Origin of the sequence: Bifidobacterium sp. ESL0769, from assembly GCF_029395495.1 — a bacterium.
Lineage (GTDB): Bacteria > Actinomycetota > Actinomycetes > Actinomycetales > Bifidobacteriaceae > Bifidobacterium.
The window spans coordinates 1,595,338-1,608,144 of record NZ_CP113918.1; the positions used below are offsets into that span (position 1 = coordinate 1,595,338).

At 55.7% G+C, this 12,807-nt stretch carries 12 protein-coding genes and 1 pseudogene; 9 read left to right on the forward strand and 4 right to left on the reverse strand.

Features of this window, described 5'->3' with window-relative positions; genetic code table 11:
• Positions 1-287 precede the first annotated feature (287 nt).
• Together infC and OZX72_RS06410 are read right to left on the reverse strand one after the other, a co-directional pair.
• Positions 288-950: pseudogene (gene infC / locus OZX72_RS06405) on the reverse strand (translation initiation factor IF-3); the annotation flags it as partial.
• Between the two features lie 288 nt (positions 951-1,238).
• Positions 1,239-1,745 carry a GNAT family N-acetyltransferase gene (locus tag OZX72_RS06410; RefSeq protein ID WP_277157852.1) on the reverse strand — a complete coding sequence of 169 codons (507 nt, stop codon included), beginning with the start codon at positions 1,743-1,745 and terminating at the stop codon, positions 1,239-1,241.
• A gap of 199 nt (positions 1,746-1,944) precedes the next feature.
• Between OZX72_RS06410 and OZX72_RS06415 the strand changes: the two genes are divergently transcribed.
• From OZX72_RS06415 to OZX72_RS06435, 5 genes are all read left to right on the forward strand, one after another.
• A complete protein-coding gene (locus tag OZX72_RS06415; RefSeq protein ID WP_277157853.1) occupies positions 1,945-2,688 on the forward strand; it encodes a thiamine diphosphokinase in 744 nt (247 codons plus the stop codon).
• A 286-nt stretch (positions 2,689-2,974) separates the two neighbouring features.
• Positions 2,975-3,346, forward strand: a complete 372-nt coding sequence (locus OZX72_RS06420; protein ID WP_348519676.1) for an arsenate reductase family protein — start codon at positions 2,975-2,977, stop codon at positions 3,344-3,346.
• A 71-nt stretch (positions 3,347-3,417) separates the two neighbouring features.
• Positions 3,418-4,473 (forward strand): type I glyceraldehyde-3-phosphate dehydrogenase, encoded by a 1,056-nt coding sequence (gene gap / locus OZX72_RS06425; RefSeq protein WP_277157855.1) that lies wholly within the window; start codon positions 3,418-3,420, stop codon positions 4,471-4,473.
• Between the two features lie 257 nt (positions 4,474-4,730).
• Positions 4,731-5,240 (forward strand): Cys-tRNA(Pro) deacylase, encoded by a 510-nt coding sequence (ybaK, locus tag OZX72_RS06430; RefSeq protein WP_277157856.1) that lies wholly within the window; start codon positions 4,731-4,733, stop codon positions 5,238-5,240.
• Positions 5,241-5,300: 60 nt separating this feature from the next.
• Positions 5,301-6,251 carry an aldose 1-epimerase family protein gene (locus tag OZX72_RS06435; RefSeq protein ID WP_277157857.1) on the forward strand — a complete coding sequence of 317 codons (951 nt, stop codon included), beginning with the start codon at positions 5,301-5,303 and terminating at the stop codon, positions 6,249-6,251.
• A 365-nt stretch (positions 6,252-6,616) separates the two neighbouring features.
• On the opposite strand, the gene OZX72_RS06440 is transcribed toward OZX72_RS06435, so the two are convergent.
• Together OZX72_RS06440 and OZX72_RS06445 are read right to left on the reverse strand one after the other, a co-directional pair.
• Positions 6,617-6,910, reverse strand: a complete 294-nt coding sequence (locus OZX72_RS06440) for a hypothetical protein (protein ID WP_277157858.1) — start codon at positions 6,908-6,910, stop codon at positions 6,617-6,619.
• Positions 6,911-6,999: 89 nt separating this feature from the next.
• Positions 7,000-7,689 carry a sigma-70 family RNA polymerase sigma factor gene (locus tag OZX72_RS06445; RefSeq protein ID WP_277159390.1) on the reverse strand — a complete coding sequence of 230 codons (690 nt, stop codon included), beginning with the start codon at positions 7,687-7,689 and terminating at the stop codon, positions 7,000-7,002.
• A gap of 316 nt (positions 7,690-8,005) precedes the next feature.
• On the opposite strand from OZX72_RS06445, the gene OZX72_RS06450 reads away from it, so the two are divergent.
• The 4 genes from OZX72_RS06450 (at position 8,006) to OZX72_RS06465 (ending at position 12,718) form a co-directional block, all read left to right on the forward strand.
• Positions 8,006-8,770 carry an exonuclease domain-containing protein gene (locus OZX72_RS06450; protein WP_277157859.1) on the forward strand — a complete coding sequence of 255 codons (765 nt, stop codon included), beginning with the start codon at positions 8,006-8,008 and terminating at the stop codon, positions 8,768-8,770.
• Between the two features lie 150 nt (positions 8,771-8,920).
• Positions 8,921-10,483 (forward strand): UDP-N-acetylmuramoyl-L-alanyl-D-glutamate--2,6-diaminopimelate ligase, encoded by a 1,563-nt coding sequence (locus OZX72_RS06455; RefSeq protein ID WP_277157860.1) that lies wholly within the window; start codon positions 8,921-8,923, stop codon positions 10,481-10,483.
• 262 nt (positions 10,484-10,745) lie between these two features.
• Positions 10,746-11,990: a carboxylate--amine ligase gene (locus OZX72_RS06460; RefSeq protein ID WP_277157861.1), complete on the forward strand. Its 1,245-nt coding sequence runs from the start codon at positions 10,746-10,748 to the stop codon at positions 11,988-11,990.
• A complete protein-coding gene (locus tag OZX72_RS06465) occupies positions 11,987-12,718 on the forward strand; it encodes an amino acid racemase (RefSeq protein ID WP_277157862.1) in 732 nt (243 codons plus the stop codon). Before OZX72_RS06460 ends, OZX72_RS06465 begins: the two co-directional genes overlap by 4 nt.
• The last annotated feature ends 89 nt before the right edge of the window (positions 12,719-12,807 follow it).

Below are 12,807 nucleotides of genomic sequence, written 5' to 3' on the forward strand. Positions count from 1 at the left end.
TTGCCATCGGCCGGCACAAAAATTTACTATTACTTCTTGCTTGCCCTTGGTGCCGGCTTGGCCGGTTTTGCAGGCTTGGCAGACTTAGGTGAAGCCGCTGGCTTCGACTTGGCGGAAGACTTCGCCGCACTCACAGCAGGCTTGCCGGACTTTTGAGGCTTCTCCGACTTTGCAGGAGTTTCGGCCTTGCTTTCCTTGGACGCTGCTTTGGCAGAAGACTTCGCAGGGGCCTTCGGCTCCGCTGCCTTCGCAGACTTTGCAGGAGCGGAAGCTTTTGCTGCCTTGATTTCATTGACCGCAGCTTTCGCCGCTCCGGCCTCCTGTGCCTTTTCCTTCTCCTTGGCCGCGAGCCTTGCCTTCTGGCGGGCCTGACGGTCGGCACGAGTGTCGGCACCGCGACGACGCTGCTCGGACTTGGCGTGTACCTTCTTGCCCTTGGGAGCCAACGTCATGAAGATGTTGCGTCCCTCGTGCTTCGGGTAGAACTCGATGGTGCTATACTCGGAGACTTCATCGGCCAGACGTTGCAAAAGTTCCACGCCACCGATTGGGCGGGACTGCTCGCGACCGCGCAGCATGATGGTGACCTTGACCTTGTCGCCGCCTTGAAGGAAGCGGATGACATGGCTCTTCTTAACCTCGAAGTCATGCTCGTCAATCTTCAGACGGAAACGAATTTCCTTGATCTCGGCCGCACTCTGGTTGCGACGCGCTTCGCGCTGCTTGATCTTCTCGTTGTACTTGTACTTGCCATAGTCGATGAGCTTGGCCACCGGAGGATCCGCATTCGGCGCCACCTCAACCAAATCGAGATTTGCTTCCTTGGCCAGATTCAATGCGACCGAGGTCGCGATGACCCCGACCTGCTCGCTGTTCGGGCCGATCAGACGTACCTTGGAAACGCGTATCTCGTCGTTAATGCGTGGTTCTGCGCTGATGATGAACTCCAATCCTTGCTGCTCTTGGACGCGCCATCATCCGGAACTTTCGCGACATCGAACAACCGACATCGGAACAAAACATCATTCGCAACAGGAATTCAAAACACAGACATCGAAATAAATCGACACAGCGGAAAGCAACGGCAAATGCCAAACTTCCGATTCCTTGTAAATTCAAGGAATGTCTTGAACCCGAAGCTACGAAAAGCTTCCAGGTGGGGCGCACCCACTTTCTTGATTTCTCAAGCCAAAACACAAGTATACCATCGAGCGCGACAACGCTGCAAAACCAGAGCGTCACGCCGAGGTGTCGAAATTAGCGTATTCCAAATCCTTCATCGCACCGTTGTCCTCCACCTGCACCTGACCGGTCGGGTGGAAACCGATATGACGATAAAATCCCTGCGCCTTTTCGTTGCTTTCCAGCACCCACAACACGACGCGCTTGGTCGGCAACGCATCGAACACCGCCTGCGCCAACTTGCGTCCGATGCCACAGCCCTGACAACGCTTGAGGACGTAGATTGCCGCCAGTTCCGCAGTGTCAGGGTAGTAACTGGGCTCACGGGCGGGATTTACCAGCTCGGCATAACCCACCATTTCATCGTCCATCAGCGCCACGAACACGTTCGCCGGATCATGGCGTTTGGTGACCTCAAGCGCAAACTCCGGGGTGATCTTGTCTACCAGCCATTGCGGCAGCTTGCCTTGATAGGTCTCGCACCAGGTCTGAGAGTGTACTTCAGCCTTGGCCTGAAAATCTGCCGGCGTGATATGGCGAATGACGATGTGGTGGTCAGCCATGGATGAATCCTTTCATATTCCAGGCTCACATTTTTTCGACAGTCTGAAAAAATGTGAGCCCGAAACGAACATCGCTCACAGCATAACACCATAATTCCAACGTTTCTGAGCAATTTTCAAAATATCGAATGTTCATTTGGCTCACATTTTTTGAAAGGTCCGGAAAAATGTGAGCCCTCAAAAGAGTAACCTCCATATTATGACCTCATCATGCATCATTTTCGCGGCTGGCAGCTATTACGGCAATGAGCCATCTGGCGACGAGGTTCCGGACGGTGTTTTCATCATCGCCGCCGACGGAGGGCTTGACCATGTTCGAGGATTGGGGATTCGGCCTGATTTGGTTATCGGGGACTTTGACTCTGCAAACGCACGAGTTCCAGAAGGAGTGGAGACCATAGCGCTTCCGCCCGAACACGACGACCCGGACATGCTATCGGCGCTGAAAACCGGCTGGTCGAGGGGCTATCGGGACTTCCGTATTTACGGCGGACTAGGCGGACGGGTCGATCACACCATCGCCAATATCCAGATGCTCGCGTTGCTGGCGCACAACGGCGGACACGGACTGCTCTACGGCGAGCACAGCGTGGTCACCGCCGTTTGCAACGGCTCGTTATCGTTCACTTCGGATGCGCTGAGAGGCAATGCCAAAAATCGCATGGTCTCCGTCTTTTCTCACGCCGATATCTCACACGGAGTAAGCGAAACGGGACTCAAATACGAACTCGACAACGGCACGATACGCAGCGACACCGTTCTTGGGGTCAGCAATGAGCTACTCGACGAACAACCGGCATCCATCAGCGTCTCCGACGGCACCCTCATCGTCACCTTCCCTTTCGAAGCTGCGCTACCGACGTCGAAAACAGATATCAAAGCTTCAGAAACACTGGGACCTCTGGCTTCGCACGTCTCGGTGCTGCTCAACAAGTCACGCTGACGAAACCGCACACAGGCACAAAATATCTATCCGATGAAGCTTGAAATTTGCCCAATAATTTTTATTGGAAACCCTGCCAGTTGGAGTAAAACCAACCATCCCTAACCTGACTGTGGGCCATCGAACACAATATTGGTCACACTTCCTGCATTTCCTGCTTTCACGCCACCTCAAGAAACCCTAGAATCAAGGCAGCAACACAATGAAAGGACCCACGATGGCCAACGCAAAAACCACAGCAAATTCCACAACCGAAAAACCCGATCCGGCACAAGAAGACGGCAAGGTGCTTTTCGTCTGTTACAACCACTGCTCCACCTGCGCCAAGGCACGCAGATGGCTCAATGAAAACGACGTCGATTTCACCGAACGCGACATCAAAGGCGACAATCCCACAGCCGCCGAGCTCAAGCGCTGGTACAAGGCGAGCGGCCTACCGCTCAAGCGTTTCTTCAACACCTCGGGCATGCCCTATCGCGAGATGAAACTTAAAGACAAACTGCCTGAAATGAGCGAGGATGAGCAACTGAAACTCCTTGCAACCAATGGGATGCTGGTCAAGCGCCCGATAGTTGTGAACGCTAACAAAATATTGGTCGGTTTCAGCCCTGAAACGTGGCAAAACGCCTTTTCTAGTACAGCAGACACGTTAAAATAACAAGTGTTGGTAAATATACAGCAATGGGGCGCGAGCCCGCGTCCCCAAGCTGTTCCTTTAGGGAGAATTACATGACAGTAAAGATTGGTATTAACGGTTTCGGCCGCATTGGACGCCTTGCGTTCCGTCGCATTTTTGAACTTCAGGCCCGCGGTGGCGAGGCCGGTGACATCGAAGTCGCAGCAATCAACGATCTGACCACGCCTTCCATGCTCGCCTACCTCTTGAAGTACGACAGCGTTCACGGCACCTTCCGCCACGATGACGGCACCCCGGTCGAAGTTTCCTCCACTGATGACGCGATCGTCGTCGACGGCAAGGAATACAAGGTCTATGCCGAGAAGGACGCCCGCAACATTCCGTGGGTGAAGAACGATGGCGTTGAGTTCGTGCTCGAGTGCACCGGCTTCTACACCTCCGCCGAGAAGAGCCAGGCCCACCTGGACGCCGGCGCCAAGAAGGTCCTCATCTCCGCTCCGGCGAAGGACGAGACCACCCCGACCGTCGTCTTCGGCGTCAACCAAGACATCCTCAAGCCTTCCGACGACATTGTTTCCGCCGGCTCCTGCACCACGAACTCCTTCGCGGCGCTCGTCAAGCTGCTTGACGACAACTTCGGCATCAAGGTCGGCTTCATGACCACCGTGCACGCCTACACCGGCACCCAGATGCTGCTCGACGGCCCGCGTGGCTCCAAGCCGCGCAACAACCGTGCCGCCGCCGTCAACACGATCGAGCACTCCACCGGCGCCGCCAAGGCCATCGGTAAGGTTGTTCCTTCCGTCAACGGCAAGCTGCAGGGCCACGCCCAGCGCGTTCAGGTTCCTGACGGATCCTTCACCGAACTCTTCACCGTGCTCGACAAGGAAGTCTCTGCCGACGACATCAACGCCGCCGCGAAGAAGGCCTTCGAGAACAACGAGACCTTCGGCTACAACGCCGACAGCATCGTGACCTCCGACATCATCGACGACACCCACGGTGGCGTTTTCGATCCGACGCAGACCGACGTCAACACCATTGACGGCACCACTCTGGCTCGCACCGTTGCCTTCTACGACAACGAGTACGGCTTCACCTGCAACATGATTCGCACCCTGCTCTACTTCACCGAACTCAGCAAGTGAGCAAGCTGCGGCGATAAGCTGCAGAACTGTTTCGCTTCCATTAGCGAAACATGATTCGTAACGAAAGATCCCCAACCGTTTGGCTGGGGATCTTTTTATGTCGGTGGCTTCTTTTCTATATGCAGTCAACCGTTACCATCTCTATGAAGCATGCTCGAAACTTGACCAAACCGACACCCTGTTCCAAAAGCTCACTGACCGCCAAGACACGGATTTGGAAACAGTGCCGATAAACCAAAAGATTAGACTTAGGGCTTATGAGCAAGAAACATAAGAAAACAGCGGGGACAGCCTCCACCCCGGCGACGCGAGAACTGAGTGAAGCGGGAATTCCCTTTAAAATCTACGAGTACGAACATTCCTCGGATCATATGGACGAAGGCTACGGGCTCGAGGGCGCGGAAAAACTCGGCATCGACCCGCATCGTTCGTTCAAGACGCTCATGGCCGACACGGGCGACGAACGGGTCATCGGCGTAGTACCGGTAAGCGGACACTTGGATATGAAATATCTCGCGGCTGCGGTGGGCGCCAAGAAAGCCGCCATGGCCGACCCCAAGGTGGCACAACGCGAAAGCGGCTACGTGGTCGGCGGTATTTCCCCACTCGGGCAACGCACGAAGCACAAGACCGTGATTGACGAAAGCGCAATGCAATACGATGAAATCATCGTCTCCGGCGGCAAGCGCGGCTTCAGCGTTGGTGTGAACCCGAACGACCTGGTGAACGTGCTTGGCGCGACTGTCGCCAAAATCGGCACGTGGTAGAGCAAGACAATGCATTAGAATAGTGAACGGTAACAAATACGTTTCTACACAGGAGTTGATATGACTTCACCAAACCTGCCCCCACGCTCGGGCCAGCAATTCACTATTTCGCACGGCGACTACACGGCTGTGGTCACCGAGCTCGGCGCAACGCTGCGCAAACTCACCTACCGCGGCAAGGACATGATCGCCTCGTGGGACGCGGACAAGCCCGTGCCCTGCACCAACGGCGAGCTGCTCGTCCCCTTCCCCAACCGCATCGAAGACGGTGTCTATACCTTTGAAGGCAAGACCTACACGCTGCCCATCGACGAGCACGAGAAACACAATGCCATCCACGGCTACGGTTACCGGGCGTTCTGGAAGCTGGAAAGCCTCGAGGAGGATCGCGTCGCGCTTACCTGGCGGACCGGCAACATGAAAGGCTACCCCTTCGACCTGCTGGTCCGCGCCGTGTTCAGTTTGAGCGACGATGGGCTTCAACTCACCCTCTCCGCCACTAATAACGACACCATTGACGCGCCCTGGGCCTTGGCCATCCACCCATGGATCGCCAACGGATTCGGTGGCTACGGCGACGAGATCGACGGGCAGAACGCACAGTGCTCGGTTACTATTCCGGCGCGCACGCACGTCACCGTCAACGAGCGTCTGCTGCCCACCGGCACCGAGCCCGTCAGCGGCAAGTACGACCTGCGCCAGCCCACGGCGCTCACCGAGCAGCCGTATGATGATGCTTGGACCGACGTCGAACGTGACGCCGACGGCAACACCTTTGCCACGTTGACGCGCCCCGACGGATTGGCCGTGAGCGTCGGTGGCGACAAAACCATCACCTCGTTCCAGATGTGCACCGGCACCGGTTTCGCGCCCGAGAGCCACCCGGCCGGCGTCGCCATCGAGCCGCAGACAGCCTATGCCAACGCGTTCAACAGCGGTAAGGACCTCATCGCCATCAAGCCCAGTGAAACCAGCTCGACCAACCTTTATTTCAAGGCAGAGCAGCGCTGAATCGACACGGCTCATACTGCAAGTCCGCGCCAAATCTTTAGCGTTGGCTTGCGTGAAGTCGCAACAACGTGCGATAATGCCTAAGGCTTATTCATTAAGGTAAAGGAGTCCATCATGGGAATGCGCGGACGTAAGCGTAAGGCACGCCGCAAAAAGGCGGCCAACCACGGCAAAAGGCCAAATGCCTGAGTTCGTTAGGTTAAGCGAATAAAGAGAATGCCTCGCAGCAAATGCGGGGCATTTTTCGTATATGAATTATGCTGCCTGATTGGTGACGACGACGATGCCAGCCGGAACCTACAAAAAAGCCACGCACAAAAGCGTGGCCGGAAACGAATTTGATAAGTCGCGGAGACCTGGAGACCTTATGCGGACGCGACTTCGCCGCCGCAGGATTCCTCGAGGCAGCAGCGATCGAGCGTCGCCTCAAGCTTGGCGATGAGGCATTGCGGGGCGGAGGTAGGACGCAGCAAATCGCGCAGTTCGTCAATCAATGCCTTTTCGCGGGCATCGCAGCAGGATTCCGGGTTGAAGCATTCGTCGTCGGAGACGCGATTGCTCGAATCGTAACGGGAAATTTCGATGTCGGTTCGCGTCATGCCATCGGAATGTTGGCTTCTCACCACCACTCGGCTGGTACGCTCGATTCGTCCGTCCATCGTCGTTCTCCTTTCGTTACATCTAATTGACTATTATTACTCATTTTGGCTGTTTTGGGGTTCGCGGATAGTGAAGATGCGGTTTCGGCTTACTTGCCGTCTTTTTTGATGAGTTTCACAGGCCTTGCCGGTTTCACAGGTATCGTCGCTTCAGCTTTTTCTGTCAGATCCGCAGATTTCGTAGGTTTCGCCGATTTCGTAGGCTCATCCTTCTCTCCGGATTTCGTAGCGTCCCCGGACTCTGTTCCTGTCTCCTTGCCATAGCCACGCTGGCGGGCATACTCGGTCAGCTCGTCCTTGAGCTGCGAGCGCGCGCGATTGAGCCGACTCATCACGGTGCCGATCTTGATCCCCTGCTCTTTGGCAACCTGCTTGTAGGATTTGCCATCGATGGCGGTGTCGATGAAAACCTGCCGACGCTCAGGGGAAAGCGAGTCCAACGCTTGCATGATCTCGGCCGGCGCGAAACCATCCAGATATTCCTGTTCCGCGGATTTAAGCCCTTCCGAGGAATGATCGGAGGCGGAATAGATATCCCAATCGTCATACTCCCCGGTCGAATCGTTGGCACGCTGAGGACGACGCTTGGCCTTGGCGTACTGGTTGAAGTAGGCATTGCGCTCGATGGTGGTCATCCACGCCTCGAAATTGCTGCCGGGACGGAAGCTGTCGAAGGCCTTGAACGCGCGCTCGTAAGCGTCCTGCACCAAGTCCTGGGCATCCTCCGGATTGTTCGTCAGTTTCATCGCCTGACGGTAGAGCGCGTTGACGGCAGGCATCGCGAGCGCTTCGAAACGTGCGCGCTTCTGCGCGGTGGTCTCGTGCTCTGACTGCTTGGGCTGTGCTTCATCCGTTCGTGTCACAGTACCATTCTAAACGTTGACCTTACGACGTCCGACACGCGCCTTCCCAAGATTTTATTATGACATTTTTCAATATTTCATATGTTTTATTAGACAGATTTTTGAAATTAATTTGTTATACTCCACATTCGTTTATCATAAACAACTTGTAAAAGTCAAAAAAGAACCATAAATCCCGTTCATCTTGAGAAAAAGATAATTTAATGTCGGAATCGACACGCACAATATTAGTATGACTTCAACACAAAAAATATCGAATGGCGACAACGCGGCGGTTATGTTGGATGCCATAGCACAAGCCCCTACGCAGGGCGACGACACTACCCTCGGGAAAGCTTGGTTACTCGGTTTCGATACCGAAACCACCGGCACTCACGCCAAAGATGCAATCGTTTCCGCCTCGCTGGTCCTGCGCGATCCAGCAAAAGACTACGAAGGCGACGTCGTGGCGGAATGGGTGATCAATCCACACCATCACATGAGCGAAGGCGCAAGCCGAGTAAACGGATTCACCGACGAATTCCTTGAGGCCAACGGTGCAGAACCCGGTGACGCCATCGCCACCATCGGCTCCATCGTCACCGCAGCCCAAAACAAAGACATCCCGCTGCTCGCCTACAACGCACCTTTCGACGTGCGCATGCTTTCCGGAGATCTCAAGCGATGGAAACTTCAGGCTCTGCCCGATGAACTTTTGGTGGTCGACCCGCTGGTGATCGACCGCGAGATTTCGCATCGCCACGGCAAGCGCACATTGACCTACACCACCGAATATTACGGCGTGGAGCCGCACGGCGACTTCCACGACGCCACAGCTGACACCACCGCAGCTGTGGACCTCATCAAGCCGATGTCCACGCTCTACCCGCAGGTCGGCAACCTGAAGCTCGGCGAGCTCATGGACTGGCAGCGCAAGGCCCATGACGCGTGGAAGGAATCATTCAACAAATGGATGCTTTCGCGTGGTCGCAGACCTGTCAACGACAGCTGGCTGTAAAACCTTTCCGCATAGCCCTTTTCCCATAAACGGATAAAAGCTTCGACAGCAGAATAATCGCGATGTGTAAGTTCCATTTGATTGTGCCACACGCGCTTTATTTTCGCGCCCACCATGCGCTAGCCTTATGAATGACAAGAAAGGTTTAGCATGGCTCTGACATTGGCGACTGCGGTTGAATTGCTTGAAAAGCATCATCTTTTGCGGGAAATCATACAAGGCGAGACTTGGTCGCGCGACCCCGCCCGCTTTGGCGGCGCCACCGACGCTTTCACCTCCATTACCTATGACACCAGGCAAGTGCGTGAAGGAACGCTCTTGTGCTGCAAAGGGCATTTCAAAGCGGACTATCTTGCCGGCTGCGACGAACGCGGGCTTCAGGCCTATGTTGCGGAAACGGATTTCAGCGCCGAATGTGGCGCCGTCGGCATTATCGTCAATAACATACGCGAGGCAATGAGCCTGCTTTCCGCGCAATTCTACGGCCGGCCGCAAGACGAACTGACGGTTATCGGCATCACCGGAACCAAAGGCAAAACGACCACTGCCTACTTCGTCCAAGCGATTCTGAACGCTGCCAGCGACGGCAAGGCCGCTCTGTTTTCGTCGGTCGACAATTGCCTTGACGGGCATACCTACACCGCCTCAGCGTTGACCACGCCGGAATCGATGGACGCGTTCCGCATGATGCGGGAAGCCCTTGATAACGGGATGCGCTACCTCGTTATGGAAGTCTCCTCGCAGGCCTACAAGGTGGACCGCGTCTACGGACTCACCTTCGACGTCGGAGCATTTTTGAATATCTCCCCCGACCACATCAGCCCCATCGAGCATCCTACGTTCGAGGACTATCTGTATTGCAAACGGCAGATCACGGCCAACAGCAAGGCGCTGGTGCTGGGCGCCGATTGCGACCACGCCGATTTGATCAAGGAAGACGCGGCAGCTGCTGGCGTTCCTGTCACGACTTTCGCGCTGCATACGGCCGAGGAACGCGGCAACGGTACCGAAGCCGATACTGTCGCCTGGCCGGCAGATAAGGACCGTACCGCGTTCCATATCGGCGTTGCGGACACAACCGATACCTACAAGCTCAACATGGACGGCGATTTCAACTATGCCAACGCGGCTGCTGCGCTTACCATTGCGGGTCTGGCCGGCGCCGATCTCAATGATAGAAAAATCTCGCATGCCCTTGAGAACGTTCGTATTTCAGGACGCATGGAGCAGTTCAAGGATACGCACGGACCAAACGTCGCCATCGTCGATTTCGCCCATAATTATGCCAGCGTCTCCGCGCTGATCGACTTCACGATAGAGCGGTATGGCGCGAACAAACCACGCATTACGCTAGTAAGTGGATCCGCGGGCGGCAAGGCCGTGGATCGCAGGCAGGAAATCATCGACGCCGCACAACACCGCGTCGACCGCATCATCATCACCAGCGACGACCCCGACAGGGAACGCGCGGAAGATATCTGCGAGACCATGCAAGCCGCCGTCAACGACCCCAATGTGGAATCATCTATCATCGTCGACCGGCAGAAGGCCGTGGAAACCGCTATCGACGAGGCACAGGCGCACGATGGTTTCGACGTGCTGCTGATCGTCGGCAAAGGCGAAGAGCAATGGCTCAAGGTGGACGGCAAACACGCCCCCTACGAAGGTGATACGCATATCGTCACCAGGCTGTTCGGCCAGGCGGATTCATAAATCGGGCGAGCAGCGAACCCAGCACGGGCCACGACGATAATCCGCCGATTCCGGTCAATACGAAAAACAACACCAATGACCACGGATCACACATCCTTTATCGTCCCCGCAAAGACTGCAAAATAAAGTAGCTCGCTCGTTCAGGTCACGGCTTATGCGTGCTGCCGTCCCCATAAACACGCCAGAGCGCAAACGTGCTGTTCCCGCGTTAATCCGTCATCATCCACCATTTTCGTACTTTTTAAGAGGTAAGCTAATCACCATGAAGCAATTCCAACCGGTACTTTTGGGCAGCGATATCAACGCCTACGGCATGGCCCGTGCCTTCCACGAGGCGTATGGTGTCGTTTCGACGGCCTTCGCGCACTTCCAGCTCGCGCCCACCAGATTCAGCAAGATTGTCGACGTCCATATCGTCGAGGGATTCGGCGAGGCCGTGACGTTCCGCAAGACGCTCATCGACTACGCCAAGGCATTCAAATCCAGCCATCCTGACACCACGTTGCTGCTCATCCCCTGCGGCGACCTCTATGCGAACCTCTTAAGCGAGAACAGCGGGGGCTTGGCGCTATTTTATGTTTTCAACACCCTCGATCCGGCGCTCAACAAGCAACTGAGTTACAAGAACACCTTCTACGAGACCTGCGAGCATTACGGGCTGCCCTACCCCAAGACCAAGGTCATGACCGAGGAAGGTGTGGCGAACGGCGAATACAAGGACCTGCCGTTCAACTTCCCCGTCGCCATGAAACCGGCCGATTCCGCCGCATGGCTCGATATCGACTTCCCGGGGCGCAAGAAGGCGTTCGTCATCGAAACACCGGAAGAGCTGGATAAGCTTATCAACCTCGCCTACGGTGCCGGCTATCACGCCGAAATGATCCTGCAGGACTTCATCCCCGGCGACGACTCGCACATGCGCGTGCTCAACGCCTACGTCGACCGCCACCATCGCGTGCGCATGATGTTCCTCGGCCACCCGCTGCTCGAGGACCCCACGCCTGAGGCCGTGGGCAACTACGCAGCCATCATCCCCGATTACAACGAGGAAATATGCCTGAAAATCATGGCGTTCCTCGAGGACATCGGCTATGAAGGCGTCGCCAACTTCGATATGAAATACGACGATCGGGACCAGACTTACAAGCTGTTCGAAATCAACCTGCGGCAAGGCCGTTCCAGCTATTTCGTGACTTTGAACGGCTACAACCTCGCCCGCTACTTCGTCGAGGATTTGGTGGAAGACACCGCGTTTAACGGTAAGACCGTCATCGGTCGCGGCGACAAGCTTTGGATGGAGATTCCGCGCTCGATCTTCCGCGATTACGTGGTAGATGGCGAGGACAAGCGGCGCGGCATGAAGATGATCGCGGACGGCGATTGGGGCACGACGCTGGAATATCGCAAGGATATGAACCCGATGCGCTGGCTGTTGATCCGGCACGCGTTCTCGATCTATAAAAAGCGTTACGCAGAGTATTTCAAGCAGAAGGCGGATCTTAAGTGAAACGACCGTTTTTCGCCGTCATTGGCGGCATGGGAACTTTGGCGACCGAATCGTATATCCGGCTCATCGACAAGATGAGCGATGCCACCACCGATCAGGATTTTCTTGATTACGTGGTCTTCAATGACGCTTCCGTGCCCGATCGGACGGCGTTCATGCTGGGCGACAGCTCCGACGACCCCTTCCCCGTCATCGCCGATGACATTGCCAAGGCCACGGCCATCGGCGCCAGCTTCATTACGATTCCCTGCAACACCGCGCATTTCATGCTGCCGCGTTTCCAAGAGCTCACCAACGTGCCGATTCTCAATATGCTGACCGGTGCCGTGGAACGCATGAAGGCGACTCTGCCCGTCGCAACGCATCCGCGCGTAGGATTCATGGGCACTGAGGGCTCCCGTCATTCCGGCCTGTATCAGCGTGAGATCGAAGCCGCCGGATATACGTTCATCGAGCCTGACGACAAACTGCAGAAGCGCATCGATTCGCTCATCTACGACGATGTGAAAAGCGGCGGGCCGCTTGATTTGGGGCGCTATCGCACCGTCATCGACACGTTCCTAGACAAATCCCCGTCGGCTCGCTATCGTTGCGATATCGTGGTCCTAGGCTGCACCGAGCTCTCGGTCCTAAACGAGGCTTTCCCGCTTCCCGACCTGCCCATCATCGACGCCCAGACCATTCTCGCCGAAGATACCGTGGCTCGCGCGAAGGCGTTGCGAAACTAAATTTTGCTATTTCGATGTTGGTTGCGGATAATCCTGCCTCCAACGTGACTTTATCTACTTAAGTAGTGGGGTCTTGGGATATGCGATGT